The organism is Clostridioides sp. ES-S-0054-01 (genome assembly GCA_021561035.1).
Classification (GTDB): domain Bacteria; phylum Bacillota; class Clostridia; order Peptostreptococcales; family Peptostreptococcaceae; genus Clostridioides.
Genome location: CP067346.1, coordinates 1,559,182 through 1,575,691 on the forward strand (window position 1 = coordinate 1,559,182; position 16,510 = coordinate 1,575,691).

The 16,510-nt window shown below is 27.2% G+C and carries 16 protein-coding genes and 1 pseudogene; 15 read left to right on the forward strand and 2 right to left on the reverse strand.

The genetic code is table 11. The features are described from left to right. The first annotated feature begins 13 nt into the window (after positions 1 to 13). The 4 genes from JJC02_07505 (at position 14) to JJC02_07520 (ending at position 3,891) form a co-directional block, all read left to right on the forward strand. On the forward strand, positions 14 to 1,183 hold the full coding sequence (locus JJC02_07505; GenBank protein ID UDN56399.1) for an alanine racemase: 1,170 nt from the start codon (positions 14 to 16) through the stop codon (positions 1,181 to 1,183). Positions 1,184 to 1,185: 2 nt separating this feature from the next. Continuing rightward, the gene (locus JJC02_07510) at positions 1,186 to 2,379 is read left to right on the forward strand and encodes a phosphopentomutase (GenBank protein UDN56005.1); all 1,194 of its coding nucleotides are present in this window, start codon (positions 1,186 to 1,188) and stop codon (positions 2,377 to 2,379) included. Positions 2,380 to 2,952: 573 nt separating this feature from the next. Next, on the forward strand, positions 2,953 to 3,606 hold the full coding sequence (locus JJC02_07515) for an NAD(P)H-dependent oxidoreductase (protein ID UDN56006.1): 654 nt from the start codon (positions 2,953 to 2,955) through the stop codon (positions 3,604 to 3,606). Between the two features lie 75 nt (positions 3,607 to 3,681). Further along, positions 3,682 to 3,891, forward strand: a complete 210-nt coding sequence (locus tag JJC02_07520) for a hypothetical protein (protein UDN56007.1) — start codon at positions 3,682 to 3,684, stop codon at positions 3,889 to 3,891. Between the two features lie 139 nt (positions 3,892 to 4,030). On the opposite strand, the gene JJC02_07525 is transcribed toward JJC02_07520, so the two are convergent. Next, a complete protein-coding gene (locus tag JJC02_07525; GenBank protein ID UDN56008.1) occupies positions 4,031 to 4,597 on the reverse strand; it encodes a DUF1836 domain-containing protein in 567 nt (188 codons plus the stop codon). 160 nt (positions 4,598 to 4,757) lie between these two features. Here JJC02_07525 and JJC02_07530 point away from each other — a divergent pair, with 160 nt between their 5' ends. Beyond that, positions 4,758 to 5,411, forward strand: a complete 654-nt coding sequence (locus JJC02_07530) for a hemolysin III family protein (protein ID UDN56009.1) — start codon at positions 4,758 to 4,760, stop codon at positions 5,409 to 5,411. Positions 5,412 to 5,575: 164 nt separating this feature from the next. Here the strand turns inward: JJC02_07530 and JJC02_07535 are convergent, their stop codons facing one another. After that, positions 5,576 to 5,752 (reverse strand): hypothetical protein, encoded by a 177-nt coding sequence (locus JJC02_07535; GenBank protein UDN56010.1) that lies wholly within the window; start codon positions 5,750 to 5,752, stop codon positions 5,576 to 5,578. 527 nt (positions 5,753 to 6,279) lie between these two features. Here JJC02_07535 and JJC02_07540 point away from each other — a divergent pair. From JJC02_07540 to JJC02_07585, 10 genes and pseudogenes are all read left to right on the forward strand, one after another. Continuing rightward, the gene (locus tag JJC02_07540) at positions 6,280 to 7,224 is read left to right on the forward strand and encodes an ATP phosphoribosyltransferase regulatory subunit (protein UDN56011.1); all 945 of its coding nucleotides are present in this window, start codon (positions 6,280 to 6,282) and stop codon (positions 7,222 to 7,224) included. A 21-nt stretch (positions 7,225 to 7,245) separates the two neighbouring features. After that, complete coding sequence (locus JJC02_07545; protein UDN56012.1) at positions 7,246 to 7,872, forward strand: ATP phosphoribosyltransferase; 627 nt, start codon at positions 7,246 to 7,248, stop codon at positions 7,870 to 7,872. 33 nt (positions 7,873 to 7,905) lie between these two features. Continuing rightward, on the forward strand, positions 7,906 to 8,955 hold the full coding sequence (gene hisC, locus JJC02_07550; GenBank protein UDN56013.1) for a histidinol-phosphate transaminase: 1,050 nt from the start codon (positions 7,906 to 7,908) through the stop codon (positions 8,953 to 8,955). A gap of 2 nt (positions 8,956 to 8,957) precedes the next feature. Continuing rightward, positions 8,958 to 9,536, forward strand: coding sequence for an imidazoleglycerol-phosphate dehydratase HisB (gene hisB / locus JJC02_07555; GenBank protein UDN56014.1), 579 nt, complete (start codon positions 8,958 to 8,960; stop codon positions 9,534 to 9,536). A 1-nt stretch (position 9,537) separates the two neighbouring features. After that, the gene (gene hisH, locus JJC02_07560; protein UDN56015.1) at positions 9,538 to 10,143 is read left to right on the forward strand and encodes an imidazole glycerol phosphate synthase subunit HisH; all 606 of its coding nucleotides are present in this window, start codon (positions 9,538 to 9,540) and stop codon (positions 10,141 to 10,143) included. Then, complete coding sequence (hisA, locus tag JJC02_07565) at positions 10,140 to 10,862, forward strand: 1-(5-phosphoribosyl)-5-[(5-phosphoribosylamino)methylideneamino]imidazole-4-carboxamide isomerase (protein ID UDN56016.1); 723 nt, start codon at positions 10,140 to 10,142, stop codon at positions 10,860 to 10,862. The genes hisH and hisA overlap by 4 nt, the downstream gene beginning before the upstream one ends. Then, positions 10,844 to 11,602: an imidazole glycerol phosphate synthase subunit HisF gene (gene hisF, locus JJC02_07570; protein ID UDN56017.1), complete on the forward strand. Its 759-nt coding sequence runs from the start codon at positions 10,844 to 10,846 to the stop codon at positions 11,600 to 11,602. The genes hisA and hisF overlap by 19 nt, the downstream gene beginning before the upstream one ends. Before the next feature lie 28 nt (positions 11,603 to 11,630). Further along, positions 11,631 to 12,299 (forward strand): bifunctional phosphoribosyl-AMP cyclohydrolase/phosphoribosyl-ATP diphosphatase HisIE, encoded by a 669-nt coding sequence (locus JJC02_07575; GenBank protein ID UDN56018.1) that lies wholly within the window; start codon positions 11,631 to 11,633, stop codon positions 12,297 to 12,299. A gap of 794 nt (positions 12,300 to 13,093) precedes the next feature. Continuing rightward, a complete protein-coding gene (locus JJC02_07580; protein UDN56019.1) occupies positions 13,094 to 14,422 on the forward strand; it encodes an amino acid permease in 1,329 nt (442 codons plus the stop codon). A 119-nt stretch (positions 14,423 to 14,541) separates the two neighbouring features. Further along, a pseudogene (locus tag JJC02_07585) lies at positions 14,542 to 15,944 on the forward strand (IS3 family transposase). Positions 15,945 to 16,510 lie beyond the last annotated feature (566 nt).

A 16,510-nucleotide genomic window follows, 5' to 3' on the forward strand; every position in this document is an offset into this window, starting at 1 on the left:
GAGAGGGAAGAAAATGTTCTTAAAACAGACACTAAAGGATAATAAAAATCTTGTAGACTATTCTATAAAGCTACATAAAGAGGGAAAAATACTTCCAGATACTTATGTTATAGATATGGATATGTTAATACAAAATGCTAGTAAAATATATGAAAAAGCCAGCAAATATGGAATTAAACTATATCAAATGACTAAGCAAATAGGAAGAAACCCATACATAGCAGCTAAATTGCAAGAGATAGGATATGAAGGTGTAGTAGCAGTAGATATAAAAGAAGCATTAATAATGCATAGGAATGGAGTAAAAGTTTCTCATGTAGGTCATCTAGTACAAACTCCAAAATACATATTAAAGAAATTAATTAAAGATGTAAGACCAGAAGTAATAACTATATTTTCTTTAGAAAAAGCAATACAAATAAATAATGTATGCAAAGAGTTGAACACAACACAAAAAATACTCATTAGATTTGTTGAAGAAGAGGATACAATATATCCGTTACAGTATGGTGGATTCAAAATAGATAATATTAAAGAAATTATGGTGGAATTATTAAAGCTTGAGTATATAGAAATCGAAGGTCTTACTGCATTTCCATGTTTTTTATTTGATAGCAAGAAGCAAAGTATAATAGAAACGAATAATATTTCTACTATTAAAAAGGCAAAACAGATAATAGAAACACAATTTAATATTAAGATAAATCAAATGAATATGCCATCATTAACATCTGTATATAATATGAGCTTAATAGATAAGCATGGAGGTACTCATGGTGAGCCAGGTCATGCTCTTACAGGAAGTACACCACTACATTCAGTAAAAAATCTAGAAGAAAAGCTATGTATGTTATATGTATCAGAAATATCTCATAATCTTAAAAATACAGCATATGTCTATGGAGGAGGACACTATAGAAGGTCACATATGAAAAATGCGTTAATAGTGGATGATGTGTACAATGAACATATTGTAGAAACGTTATATAATAATCCAGAAAACATAGATTATTACTTTGAAGTAAAAGGAAATCATCAAGTTGGGGCTACTGTAATAATGAATTTTAGAACACAAATCTTCGTTACAAGAAGTGATGTAGCGATAGTCAGTGGTATTGGCAAGAATACGCCTAGATTAGAAGCAATCTATGATAGCTTAGGTAGAAAAAAGGAGCTATATTAAATATGGGAAGGTTTATTGTTATAGTTTTAGATGGATTTGGAATTGGAGAGATGAAAGATACAAAGGAAGTTAGAGTAAAGGATGTAGGGTCTAACACATTTAAGCATATAATAGGATATAGAAGCGTAAATTTACCTACACTTGAGAAGTTAGGTATATGTAATTCTGCTAATATAGAAGTTGGTAATATGAAATTTTCAAAGACTGCAAAATTCGGAAAGGCTAATTTAATGCATTTTGGGGCAGATACGTTCTATGGTCATCAAGAAATAATGGGATCAAAACCAAAAAAACCATTAAAAGAGGCTTTTTCATTTGTTAGAGATAAGGTCAAAACGGAATTAAAAAAACATGGTTATTCAGTTAGAGAATATGGTAAAGGTGTAAAAATATTAGTTGTAAATGAGTGTGTAACTATAGGAGATAACTTGGAAACAGATCTTGGACAAGTATATAATGTTACATCTGCGCTTGATTTAATCAGTTTTGAAGATGTTAAGAAAATTGGAAAAATAGTTAGAGATAATGTATATACTTCAAGGGTAATCACTTTTGGAGGAGAAGGTATAACATTACAGAATATACTAGATGCATATGTAGAAAAAAGTAAAATCTATGCAGGAATTGATGCTCCTAAGAGTGGCGTATATAACAGAGGATATAGTGTTGTTCATTTAGGGTATGGAGTAGATTCTAATACACAAGTGCCAACAGTACTAGGAAAAAATAATATAGGCGTATATCTATTTGGAAAAGTCGCGGACATAGTACAAAATGATTATGGAGTAAGTTTGCCTGGTGTTGATACAGAGCAAGTATTTGGGAAATTAATAGAAAAACTTAGAGGCAATACAGAAGGATTTTTTTGCCTAAATGTTCAAGAAACTGATTTAGCAGGTCATCAACAAGATGTAGATAAGTATATAGAGGTTCTTAAGATATCAGATAAAAATATTAACAAAGTCATTGAACTTATGAATGATGAAGATATACTGATTGTAATGGCTGATCATGGTAATGACCCTCTGATAGGACATAGTCAGCACACTAGAGAGCAAGTGCCAGTTTTAATATATAAAAATAATATGGTGCCGGGTTATATAGGAGAGCTTAGTACGTTATCGGATATAGGAGCAACAGTGTTAGATTACTTTGGATTTAGTGGTATTGATAATGGACGAGCATTTAGTATATAGTTTAAATATAAAATATAATAAAAGTGTGAGGTTTAGTAATTAACAAATTACGAGGCTTCACACTTTTTTATAAAATAAATATATTATATTTTAGTTAATATGCTTACAAAAAATAAAATATATACTATAGTGCTACAGATGTTAAACTATTTTCTAAAATATCTAATTTTGTATTAAATCTTAAGGATGGATACTTAGATACAGTGGTTAGTAAGCAATTGAATTAACTCAAAATTTAAGTGTCTAAATCATATTGAATTAAATTTTCATAGACAGAAAAAATAAGCTCATTTTTATGTATTTTAATCTTAGTTTTTGTAGTACTGATGATTATATTAAGTATGTGGAATAAGAGATTATTATCATAGGATTATTAAGTTTATTAATTTTAAGTATAGAAAATGTAAGTGTTACTTATTTAGGTGAGAGTATAAATAATAAAAAAGTAGAAATTATGTATATCAAAATATATAAGTCTACATTCTACAATAATAATTATTTTATAATTCAACAAAAGAATAGAATGGGTATATTTGTGAAATAATAATATAAAATAATCTTAGGAGTGAGCTTATGAAGAAAAAATTATTATATATAAATGTAAATTCAAAGCCTGAAGACTTGTCTTCAAGTAAAACTGTAGCAAGAAAATTTATAAATAAATTTATGGAAAAAAACAAGGATTTCGAAGTTGAAGAGATAGACCTTTATAAAGAACATATACCAAGACTTGAATATCAGTACTTTGAAAAGAGAAACAGCATAGTTAGTGAAGAAAATGCTAAGAATCTAGATGATAAGGATAGAAAAGAGCTTACAAAGATTAGAAATCTTTGTGACCAATTTGTGAGTGCAAGTGTATATGTAATAGCAGCACCTATGTGGAGTTTATCTTTTCCAGCACCACTTAAAGAATATATAGACTGTATAATTCAAGATGGAAAAACTATATCCTTTGAAGGTAATGATAAACCACAAGGAATTTTAAATGATATTGATAGAAGTATGGTGTATATACAATCTTCGGGTGGACACATACCATGGGTGTTAAAACCAGTTATGAATAAAGGGTTAAATTATGTGGAAAGTATCATGAAGTTTATAGGAATTAAAAAATTTGATGAATTATTGGTAGATGGAACTGGAACTAGTGAAGAGGAAAGACAAAGTGCAATAGAAAAAGCGTCTGAAAAAATAGATGGTATAATAGATGATATGAAGTTCTAGTTATAATATTTTATCAAAAATATAAAGGAAAAACCTCTTTTAATGTAGAAACTTATATTGAAGGAGGCGAGAATCATGCGAGAAGAAAAAAGTAGTGAAAAGTATGATTGTTATTGGTGTAATCAAGAAAATAATTTCTGTGTAGAAATAAAAGACAATGTAGTTATGATAGATGATGGCACTGGTACATTAAAACAAGCCGTTTTCATAGGATATAAACAAATCCAAGTTAATTTAAATTGTTCACATTGTCAAAACTTAAATAGAATAAAATTAAATTTGTAGAACTTTAAAATGAAGATTATTGGAAGAATTGAAAATAGAAAGTATTAGTATTTAGACTGAAAATTATATTTTATACAATAAAAATTGATTTAAGTAATATTGTATTTTAATATTTATTTTCAGTCTTACTTTATTAAAATTATTTTTTGGCTGTCTCAGGAAAATATATATCTACTAATTTTTCTGAAATATTTTTTAATTGGTCAGCCATTGAAGTTAGACTTAGTAAGGCTATCAGCAAATCATCTTTATTTTCTGGGTTTATACTGATATTTTCAAAATTAGACTCTATAAAGTTTGGTATATTCTTTCTTTGATTTTCTTTTATCAATATGAATTTTTCGTAACATGCAACTAAGTCTTTTTCATTGAAATCGTCTTTTTCATACACACCATGTAAGATTCTTTTAATTTCTTGTATTGTAAGTGTATTTTTCAGCGAATAAATAATTATCATTTGTAAAATTTGTTCTTTAGTATACTTTTTTCCCTTAATTGGTTTGATTAATCCCTCTTTACTGTAATTATTTATCATGGTTTTTGTAAGAATTTTGTCACTCTCAAATCTTTTATTGGCAGAAAGCTTATTGTCAATTAGAGAAATAATTTGATCCATATATAAGTCAATAGAGGGAATATCATTTGAGGTTATATCTGCATTATTTAGTGTTTCTAGTATTATAGTATTAAGTTCATTATTCATCATATGTTACCTCCGTAATATATATAATACACTAAATTAGAAAGTAAAACAATATTAAGACTTGTAAAAAAAACGTAAAGTGGTATAATTAAATATATAATATAGTAATGAAAACTATATTAATGAATGTGATTTTTAAAATACATAATTGTAGGAGGACGAAATGTATCAATTTTTTTTAAAGGGTAGAGACCCAATAAGCAGTTTAACTCATTTTATAGGTGCTTGTTTATCTCTTTTAGCAACTATAATTTTAGTTTTTCAATCTGTATCATTACAGGAAACTTCTCTTTTGATGATAGTATCTGTATCGATATTTGGACTGTCACTAATTGCTTTATATAGTGCAAGTTCGTATTATCATTTTTTAAAGGGAACGCCAGAACAAGAATTATTTTTTAGAAAAGTAGACCATGCAATGATTTATGTATTGATTGCTGGCTCTTACACACCAATATGTCTGAATTTTATGGAAAAAAAAGAGGGCATAATATTTGTTGCAGCAATATGGATAGTTGCTTTTATTGGCATAATAATAAAAATCTTTTGGATGGATGCACCTAGATGGTTGTCTACGAGTATATATTTACTTATGGGTTGGGCTATTGTTTTCGATATAAATGCGTTCAATTCAATTCCTAAGGATTGTCTTAGATTATTAATTATGGAAGGTACATCTTATTCTATAGGTGCGATTATTTATATAATTAAGAAACCTAATATAAGTCCTGAATTTGGATTTCATGAAATATTTCACATTTTTATTATGATAGGCTCTTTATTTCACTTTTTAGCAGTTTTATTGTATGTTTTATAGTTTTAAAAGATTTGATTAATTGATACTAAAATTCTACAATGAATAAAATGAAACTGTCTTATATAGATTATATCTTCTATAATAAGACAGTTTCCTTATTATTATTATAAATATTAAATTCTATTTATAATAAATTTTTGATAAAAATAGTCCATTCAAAATGTCTATTCCATGACTCCTTTAATGTACTTTTCATTTACTACATATAGTTTGAATTTATGTACTATAATTATATCCTCTAAATTCTCTGAAACACTAACAATTCTGACACATTTATTTCTAATTTCTACAGGTAAATCTAAATCATTTGTTAAATTCACATAGTCATCATATTTATACATAAAATCATCCCTTTACATTAAGATATACTTATTATACTATATTTTAATAAGTTTTTTTAAATTATTACAATTTTTCCCGAAATTTCATTTTTTATACATAAAATTTCCAATTTAAGTGAGGATTAAATTTTTAACTGTATAAACAAAAGTTACATATAAAATATTTTATTCAATTTTCTAAATAACTATTGCCAATTTTTGAAAAGTATATTATTATTAATGGTAATAAAAATACTGTAAATTTAGAATATTAATAAAAATTATTTGGGAGGAAATTATCATGGTGAGATTAAATATAGCAAAATTAAATACAAAATTAAATCATCACCATCATCATAGATTAAAGGGATTGTAATATGAAATTAATTCATAGACACAAGCCCTGTTTTTAGTGTAATTGGTCTTGTATCTATGATGGGAAGTAATTTTAAGAGAAAATTATAGCCATATAGGTATAAAGCCTATATGGTTTTTTATTGTTTTAAATTTACAAATGTAAGAGTAATTTTAATGAAGAGGGTGAGAAGATGAAGTTTTTGAGGATTGAAGATGAAGTTATTTATTCTAAAAAAAGATATAAATTAAAAAAAGAAATAGATAAACTTTTTTTAGATGAAGAATATTTTCAAATAGAGCCACAATTGTTTGAAGAATACGATGAATTTACAACTATAAACAATAAAATTCCAGAAGAATCTATGGTAAAGGTTGTAAATGGAAAAGTAATGGTACTTAGAGCTGACATAACTACAAGTATAATAAAAAGCCTTGTACCAAGATGGGAAGATGGTTTAAAGCTTAAGCTTTTTTATAATTCGTCAATATATAAAAATAAAAATACTGTTGGAATAAAAGAAATAAGACAAATAGGTTGCGAGTATCTAGGAGAATCTTCTGTAGAAGCAGATAGAGAAGTAGTAAAATTAGCTCTTAAGATACTTGAAAAATACAATAATAATTTTATCTTAGAGGTTGGAAGTAGTAAGTATATTCATGGTTTGTTAGAGGAATTAAATTTAAATAAGAATTGTGAAAATCAAATTAAAAATTTACTATATACGAAGAACACTCATGAATTAAAAGTATATATTGAAGAGCTAAAAATTAAGAGTGAAGTAAAAGAATTATTCTCAAATATTTTAAGTTTACAAGGAAATTTATACAACGTTATTGAAAAATCAAAAAAATTCTATTGTAATAATAAGATGAAGCAAGCTCTTGAAGAATTAAAGCAAGTGAATAATTTAATTGAGGAATGTAATTTTTTGGATAAGGCTAGATTCGATTTATCAATGGTTACAATGCTTGACTATTATGAAGGTATTATGTTTAGAGGATACTACCCAAATTCATATAAAGAAATTCTTAGTGGTGGAAGATATGATTCTTTAACTAAAGAATATGGAAAAGAAATTCCGGCTATTGGATTTACATTAAGTGTTGATGAACTAATGAAGTATGTATATAAATAAGATTGAAAAGGAGCGATTATTTTGGATTATTTGACTATAGCACTGGCAAAAGGAAGAATTGAAGGAGAATCATTTAAAAAATTAAAAAAAATGGGTTTGGGAGATAGTATAGACATAGATACAAGAAAACTAATCTTTAAAGATGAAGAAAATAAAATCATATATATACATGTCAAACCATCAGATGTAGTTACATACGTTGAAAAAGGAGTCGCTGACCTTGGTATAGCAGGTAAAGATACTATTTTAGAGAATGAGACAGATGTATATGAAATATATGATTTAGGTTTTGGTAAGTGTAAATTTGCTGTAGCAGGATTAAAAGGAGATAGCATATATAGAGAAGATGAGTATCTAAAAGTGGCAACAAAGTATCCCAATATAGCAAAAAAGTATTTTAAAGAGAAGGGTCAAAAAATTGAAATAATAAAATTAAATGGTTCTGTAGAACTGGCTCCAATAGTAGGACTATCAGATGTAATTGTAGATATTGTTGAGACTGGCAATACACTTAAAGCAAATGGTCTTGAAATATTAGAAGATATATGCAATATAAGTGCTAGAATTATATCAAATAGAGCTAGTTATAGATTTAAATATGAACAAATTCAAAATATAATTCGTTTATTTGAAGGACTCGATAACTAAAATACAACTGAGATTTATAAGGAGGGGTTTAAATTGAGAGAAAAAGAAAGTATAAGAGAGTTAAAGGGGTATGAACCAAATCACGTAAACTGTAAAGTAAAACTTGATGCAAACGAAGGAAGTAGGAAGTTGTTTAAGTATCTTATTAAAGAGATTTCAGATAGTGATATAGATTTAAATTTATATCCTGAAGATTCTTATAGTGATTTAAAAGAATCTATAATAGATTACATAAGTATTTCTGGAGTAAGTAAGAAAAACCTTCTAGTAGGAAACGGTTCAAGTGAGATAATTGATTTAATAATACATACTTTTGTAGATAAAGATGAAGTAATATTGAGTTTCTCTCCAAGTTTTAGTATGTATTCTATATATAGTCAAATAAATGGTTCTAAATTTATAGGTGTTGAAAGTGATGAAAATTTAGTTATAAATATAGATAATGTAATTGAAAAAGTGAAGGAAAATAATCCAAAGATAGTAATTGTATGCAATCCTAATAATCCAACTGGAACAATACTAAAGAAGGACGATATAATAAAGCTTTTAGATTCAACTGATAGCCTAGTAGTTTTGGATGAAGCATATATGGATTTTGGTGAAGAAAGCATGTTGAGTGACGTTTTTAAATATGAAAATCTAATAGTTCTTAGAACTTTGTCAAAGGCATTTGGATTGGCTGGAATAAGAACAGGATATATGTTATCTAATAGTAGTTTAATAAATTCTGTTGAAAAGGTAAGACCTCCATATAATTTAAATTCATTATCAGATTTTATTGCTACAAGAGCACTTAGAAATAAAGATATAGTAAAGGATTATATAAAGGAAGTAAAAGAGGAAAGAGAAGTTTTATATAAAGAAATGCTTAGTATAGGAATTAGGGCATATAAATCACAAGCAAATTTTATATTATTTTATTCTGAAATCGAAAATTTATCACAAAAACTTATTGATAGAGGAGTTTTAATAAGAAAATTTGGTGGAAAGTTAGAAAATTATTATAGAGTTACAATTGGCGATAAAGAAGAAAATGATATATTTATAGATGCTATAAGAGACATTTTGGAAAAGGAGAAATAGGTATGAGAATTTGGAGGATAGAAAGAAATACTCTTGAAACACAGATTTCAGTGGAACTAAATGTTGATGGCTCTGGTAAATCTGAAATAGATACTGGAATAGGATTTTTAGACCATATGCTTACTTTAATGGCATTTCATGGCAAGTTCGATTTAAAAGTGCTTTGTAAAGGGGATACATATGTAGATGACCACCATAGTGTGGAAGATATAGGTATAGCTATAGGTGAAGCATTTAAAAATGCTCTAGGTGATAAAAAAGGAATAAGAAGATATTCTAATATCTATATACCTATGGATGAATCTCTATCAATGGTAGCAATAGATATAAGCAATAGACCATATCTTGTATTTAACGCTAAATTTGATACTCAAATGATTGGTAGTATGAGTACTCAATGTTTTAAAGAATTTTTCAGAGCTTTTGTAAATGAATCTAGAGTAACACTACATATTAATCTTTTATATGGAGAAAATGACCATCATAAGATAGAAAGTATCTTTAAAGCATTTGCAAGAGCTTTAAAAGAAGGTAGTGAAATAGTTTCTAATGAGATAGTATCTTCAAAGGGGGTTTTGTAGAATGAATATAATAGTAGACTATGGTCTTGGAAATATAGATTCTGTGTCTAGAGGTTTCAGAAAAGCTGGAATAGAAACTAAAATTTCTAGTGATATAAATGAGATAAAGAATGCTGATTCACTTATACTTCCAGGAGTTGGAGCTTTTAGAGATTCTATAAGTGCCTTAGATAAACTAGGCTTGATAACGATAATAAAACAACATGTTTCTAAGGGGAAATTTATGATAGGTATATGTTTAGGAATGCAGTTGCTTTATGAAAAAAGTTATGAGTATGGAGAATATGAAGGATTAGGGCTTATAAAAGGAAGTATTGATAAACTGGATATAAGTTTAAAAGTGCCACATATGGGATGGAATAATCTAAAATTTAGTAAGGCAAATGATGATATACTTAAGTATATAAACGAAGATGACTATGTATACTTTGTTCACTCATATTATGCAAATTCATCAAATGACGAACTAATTGCATTTTCAGAGTATGAAAAGAAAATTCCTGCTATTGTTAGAAAAGGTAATGTATATGGTATACAATTTCATCCTGAAAAAAGTGGAGAAGTAGGTTTAAATATATTAAGAGCATATGGGGAGATGATAAAATGATAATATTTCCAGCAATAGATATAAAAGATAATAAATGTATAAGACTCACTCAAGGAGAGTTTGACAAAGTAAATGTATATTATGATAATCCATTAGAAGTAGCATATAAATGGAAAAATGAAGGAGCAGAATACATACATATAGTAGATTTAAATGGAGCTAGAAGTGAATTTGGTGTAAATACCAAAATAATTGAGGATATAGCAAACAATATAGATATACCTATTCAAGTTGGTGGTGGAGTTAGAGATAAGGAAAAAGTCAAAAGTTTAATAAATGCTGGTGTTACTAGAGTGATATTAGGTAGTATAGCTATTGAAAATTTAAATTTGGTTGAAGAATTGGTCAATGAATATAAAAATAAAATTGTAGTTTCTATAGATGCTAAAGATGGAAAGGTAGCAGTTAGAGGTTGGGAAGTTTTAAGTAATGTAGACTCCTTAACATTATGTAAACAACTTGAAAAGATAGGTGTGCAAACTATTGTTTATACAGATATATCAAAAGATGGGATGTTGCAAGGTCCAAATTTTGATATATATGAAAAAATAGCAAAGGAAACGTCATTAAATGTTATTGCTTCTGGAGGAGTAACTTCTATAGAGGATGTAAAAAGACTGAAAGATATGAACTTATATGGTGCAATAATAGGTAAGGCACTTTATGATAAAAAGATAGATTTTAAGGAGGCACAACGATTATGCTTACTAGAAGAATAATACCTTGTCTAGATGTAAGAAATGGAAGAGTTGTAAAAGGAAAAAAATTCAAAGATATAGTAGATGTTGACAGTCCAGAAGTACTTGGAAAATTTTATAGTGATTGTGGCGCAGATGAACTTGTATTCTATGATATAACTGCATCAAATGAAGAGAGAAAGACATCCTTAGAATTTGTGACAAAAGTTGCAGAAAATATAAATATACCATTTTGTGTTGGTGGAGGAGTGAATAAATTAGAAGATTTTACTGATATTTTAAGAAAAGGTGCTGATAAAGTTTCTATAAATTCATCAGCAGTTAAAAATCCTGAATTAATAAGAGAAGCTTCATTAAAATTTGGAGCACAATGTGTTGTTTTATCGATAGATGCAAAGAAAAATGAAGAGGGTTCATGGAGTGTATATATCAAAGGTGGAAGAGAAAAGACTAATCTGGATGCAATTGAGTGGGCTGTTAAAGGCGTAGAACTTGGGGCAGGAGAAATTGTTGTAAATAGCATGGATGAAGATGGAATGAAAAATGGATACGATATAGAATTATTATCAAAAATAACTTCTTTAGTAAATGTACCTGTCATAGCATCTGGAGGTGCTGGAAAAATGGAAGATTTTTATGAGGCAGTTAAAAAGTCTGATGTAGATGGAATTTTAGCAGCATCTGTTTTTCATTTTGGTGAGATAAAAATAAATGATTTAAAGAAATATTTAAAAAGCATGGGTGTAGAAGTAAGATTATAAGTTAAATACCTAAAAGGAGATTAGAAAGATGGATAATAAATGTAACAATGTATACAGTGATGAAGTAGAAGAATTTATAAGAAGTGTAAAATTTGATGATAAAGGGTTAGTTCCTGTTGTTGTTCAAGAGGTAGTGAGTAAAGATGTACTGATGTTAGCATATATGAATAAAGATGCTATAAGGAGAACCTTAAAAGATAAAGTGGCTTGCTATTTTAGTAGAAGTAGACAAGAACTTTGGGTTAAAGGTGAGACGTCTGGTAATACTCAAAAAGTGGTTAAGATGTCTTATGATTGTGATGTAGATACTATACTACTTTTTGTTGAACAAACTGGTGTAGCTTGTCATACAGGAAATTATTCTTGTTTTTATAGAGATTTATTTGATGATACTGCTAAAATGGAGTTTGAAGTACAAAAAAATATATTGAAAGAATTATATGATTTAATTAATGAAAGAAAAAGTAATCCGGTTGAAGGTTCTTACACTAATTATCTTTTTGAAAAAGGTATAGATAAGATTCTTAAAAAAATAGGTGAAGAGAGCAGTGAGGTAATTATAGCATCAAAGAATACAGATAAAAGTGAACTCATTTATGAAATTAGCGATTTAGTATATCATACATTGGTTTTAATGATAGAAAAAGATGTTGAAATTGATGAAATAAAAAAAGAATTACTTAAAAGAAGAAAATAGAATAAGATAGATTGATGGAAAATAAGAAAATATACCGCTTTTAATAAAAAGTGGTATATTTTCTTATTTTATATTTTCGATTTATAGAATAATATTTAAATTACTTGCTAAAATTAACTATATATATAATTTATTAATAAAATAATTGTAGTACATTATTTATTTTAGAAAAAATATAATTATCTAATTATATTTAAGGATAATAATATGAAAATAATTTTTATATTAAAAATATGAATGAAAATCGTGGGTTTTATTAAAAAATATATTTATATTTCAACATATAAAAGGAGTTTTCAAACATAATATTTCATTTTTAAATAAAAAATAAAATATTAGTTTTGATTTCTGGTTTAAATTGGGTTATAATAAATTGTCAAATTATTTATTACTATAAAATAGACTATAAAACAAGCAAAAATCATACTATTATGTAAAAGACATTAAGAATAGAAAGTTACAGAAAGAAGTCAAAATGTTTTTGAAAAATAGTGAAATTTTATTGCAAAAAATTTAGAATGATTTCAACTTAATAGTTATAATGTATTTTTAGTGTTATAAATATACAATATATATTATACAGTATAAAAAATATATTTACTTTTACGAAATATTATTACATTTGGATTTATAATTTTTTAAAATATTTTGAACTAGAATAAAAGTAAAAGATTACAAAAGTTGAGTATAGTTTATTTTAATAGATAATAAAACTGTTTTTCTATAATATTGGCATAATATGTGATTATTTAACTATGAAATTAAAATTAAATAGGATTAAGTAGGAGGAAAAAATGGGAAGTAATGAACTAAAAAAGACTCTTGGCGTATCAGCAGCATTATCAACTGTTGTTGGTTCCGTTATAGGAGCTGGTGTGTTTTTTAAACCACAAGCAGTCTATACATTAACTGGAGGAGCTCCAGGTCTTGGTATATTGGCGTGGTTAATAGCTGGAATGATAACTATAACAGCTGGTCTTACAGCTGCAGAGGTATCAGTTGCGATACCAAAGACTGGTGGAATGATGGTATATATAAAAGAAATTTATGGAGAAAAATTAGGTTTTTTAACTGGATGGATGCAAACTGTATTATTCTATCCTGGGATGGTGGCAGCATTAGGTGTTATATTTGGAGAACAAGCATCAGCGCTAATTGGTAGTCCATCACTGTTACTTCCAATAGCAATTGGAATTATAGTAATAGTTGCAGGGCTTAATATGCTAGGTTCAAAAACTGGAGGAGTTATACAGACAGTTTCTACAATTTGTAAATTAATACCACTTATTTTAATAATGATTGTTGGATTTATTAAAGGTGGTGGAGATAATCCAATACTTACACCTATAGTTGGTGAAGGATTAAGTCTAGGGAGTGTATTAGGTCAAGTTTTAATTGCTATATTATTTGCATTTGATGGATGGATGAATGTTGGGACTTTAGCTGGAGAAATGAAGAATCCTGGAAAAGACCTTCCAAAAGCTATAATAGGTGGATTATCAGTTGTTATGGCTGTTTATTTTATAATAAACTTAGCATATCTTTGGGTATTACCAGCTAATGAATTAGCAAATTATGCTTCTCCTGCATCAGCAGTTGCTGAAGTTATATTTGGTTCAATAGGTGGAAAAATAATATCCGTAGGTATATTAATTTCAGTGTTCGGAGCATTAAATGGATTTTTACTAACTGGTTCAAGGGTGGCATATACTTTAGCTACAGATAAGACTTTACCAAAATATAGTATATTTTCTAAATTAAATTCTGCTCAAGTTCCAGCAAACGCTATAACATTAGTATCTGTTATTGCATCTATATATGCTTTATCGGGTCAATTTAATTTATTAACTGACTTAGCTGTATTTGCTACTTGGATATTCTATGTATTAACATTTATAGGAGTAATGAAACTTAGAAAGACTCATCCAGATATACCAAGAGAGTATAAAGTACCATTATATCCGATTGTTCCAATAATAGCTATAGCAAGTGGTATATTTGTTGTAGTTAATCAATTATGTTTTGCAGGTATGAAAACTACTATGATATCTATAGGAGGTCTTATAATAACGGTTATCGGATTACCAGTGTATGCTTATATGACTAAAGGGATAAAAAGATAGTCTAAGTAGTTTACAAATGCTTTATAATTATTTAAAAAATAAAAGTGGCTATCTCAAAATAGAGATTGTACTGCACCCCAATTGTTGGACTAAAAATCTAATGATTGGGGTGTTTCTATATGGCTAAATACGATTTTAATTTCAAATTAAAAGTAGTTAAGTCCTATTTAAATAGAGAAGGAGGATATGCTTCAATAGCAAAACAATATGGAGTTGCTAGCCATTCTCAAGTTGAAAGATGGGTTAATACGTATAATACATTAGGAGAGGATGGACTAAAAAGAAAAAATAAAAATACTTTTTATACTATACAGTTCAAGCTAGATGTTATAAACTATATGATAACAACTAAATCTAGTGCACAAGAAGTCGCTAACCATTTTGGAATGAACAATAGTACACTTATAGCAATATGGAAACAAAAACTTTTACATGGTGGTGTCGATGCCTTGTCTAAAACGAAAGGAAGACCATCAATGAATAAAAACAAAAACACTAAAGAAAAAAATAAATTAACAAGAGAACAAGAATTAGAATATGAAAATAAACTTTTAAAAGCGGAGCTTGCATTTCTAAAAAAGTTGCGTGCTTCAGGGATGAATGTTCCCGAAAGGTTAAAAAACAATACGAAGCAAAAGTAATTTATGATCTTCGTAAGGACTTTAAACTCTCCATTCTTCTTGAAGCTACTAAATTTCCTAAATCAACATATATGTATTGCCAGAAGAGATTTGATATTGAAAATCCAGATAAAGATATTGAAGAAAAAATCATGTCTATTTTTAAAGAACACAATGGCAGATATGGCTATCGCCGAATTACAGCTACATTAAAAAATAGTGGTATCCTTATTAATCAAAAGAAAGTTAGACGTATTATGAGAAAATTAGAACTTAAATGCATAGCATTTTCTCGTAAATTACGTAAATATAATTCCTATAAAGGTACAATTGGTAAGGTAAAAAATAATAAAATAAATAGAAGATTTAAAACATCAATTCCACATCAGAAAATAACAACTGATACATCAGAATTTAAAATATATACTACTGATAAAAATGGAAATTTAATTATAAAAAAAGCATATCTCGATCCATTTTTAGATATGTTTAATGGAGAAGTTTTATCATTTAGTATCTCAGATAGACCTAATTTTAAATCAATAAGTGATGCTTTAAATGAAACCATCAATATTACAAAAGATTGTCCTTATAGAAGAACTTTTCACTCAGACCAAGGTTGGGCATATCAAATGAATAAGTATGGCAAAACACTTAAGAAAAATAAAATATTTCAAAGTATGTCTCGTAAGGGTACATGCCTTGATAATTCTCCTATGGAAAATTTCTTTGGAATAATGAAGCAAGAAATGTATTATAGAAAAACATATAAAAGTTTCAACGAATTAAAGACAGCTATAACAGAATATATTTACTATTATAATAACAAAAGAATTAAAGAAAAATTAAATTGGCGTAGCCCTGTTAAATATAGACTTGAATATGAATCTAAAGTTACATAAAGTAAAAAAACAGGAATGAAAATTCCATTCCTGTATAAAGTCCAACTTTTGGGTCTCAGTACAGATAAGCCTTTTTTCATTGTTAAAATGATAAAAATATATTTGATTTCATACAAAAAAGAGTGTCTCATTAACTAAAAAGTTCATTTTGAGACACTTTTTTAGATGTTTAATTTTTGGAATACAAAATTAAACATCTAAAAAATTATTTGCTTTAAAATACTTTATTTTTAAGTATTTTTTTACCAAACTAAGTGATGTTTATATAGCAAATAGTATACATAATTTTATGAAAATTAAATCTTTCCATTATAGATAATAGGATATTGTATTAAATAGAAAACATTACCTGATTAATGTAGTGGTTTGTGAATAAGATTAGGAATTTTTATTTGATAACAAAAATTAGCTGATATAAATATATAATATATGTATTAAAAATGTGATATAGCATGGTTTTAGTATTTATTTTTTATTTAATATTTCTAATCTATAAAAAAATCATAAATTTTAAAACTTATAAATGACATTTTAACTAGAATTAATTGTAAAAAACACTATATAAT

Bases quoted from the DNA above. Each gene is read 5' to 3' on its own strand.
- JJC02_07505 (UDN56399.1), top strand. From the start codon at position 14: ATGTTCTTAAAACAGACACTAAAGGATAATAAAAATCTTGTAGACTAT.
- JJC02_07510 (UDN56005.1), top strand. From the start codon at position 1,186: ATGGGAAGGTTTATTGTTATAGTTTTAGATGGATTTGGAATTGGAGAG.
- JJC02_07515 (UDN56006.1), top strand. From the start codon at position 2,953: ATGAAGAAAAAATTATTATATATAAATGTAAATTCAAAGCCTGAAGAC.
- JJC02_07520 (UDN56007.1), top strand. From the start codon at position 3,682: ATGCGAGAAGAAAAAAGTAGTGAAAAGTATGATTGTTATTGGTGTAAT.
- JJC02_07525 (UDN56008.1), bottom strand. From the start codon at position 4,597: ATGATGAATAATGAACTTAATACTATAATACTAGAAACACTAAATAAT.
- JJC02_07530 (UDN56009.1), top strand. From the start codon at position 4,758: ATGTATCAATTTTTTTTAAAGGGTAGAGACCCAATAAGCAGTTTAACT.
- JJC02_07535 (UDN56010.1), bottom strand. From the start codon at position 5,752: ATGTATAAATATGATGACTATGTGAATTTAACAAATGATTTAGATTTA.
- JJC02_07540 (UDN56011.1), top strand. From the start codon at position 6,280: ATGAAGTTTTTGAGGATTGAAGATGAAGTTATTTATTCTAAAAAAAGA.
- hisB (UDN56014.1), top strand. From the start codon at position 8,958: ATGAGAATTTGGAGGATAGAAAGAAATACTCTTGAAACACAGATTTCA.
- hisH (UDN56015.1), top strand. From the start codon at position 9,538: ATGAATATAATAGTAGACTATGGTCTTGGAAATATAGATTCTGTGTCT.
- hisA (UDN56016.1), top strand. From the start codon at position 10,140: ATGATAATATTTCCAGCAATAGATATAAAAGATAATAAATGTATAAGA.
- hisF (UDN56017.1), top strand. From the start codon at position 10,844: ATGCTTACTAGAAGAATAATACCTTGTCTAGATGTAAGAAATGGAAGA.
- JJC02_07575 (UDN56018.1), top strand. From the start codon at position 11,631: ATGGATAATAAATGTAACAATGTATACAGTGATGAAGTAGAAGAATTT.
- JJC02_07580 (UDN56019.1), top strand. From the start codon at position 13,094: ATGGGAAGTAATGAACTAAAAAAGACTCTTGGCGTATCAGCAGCATTA.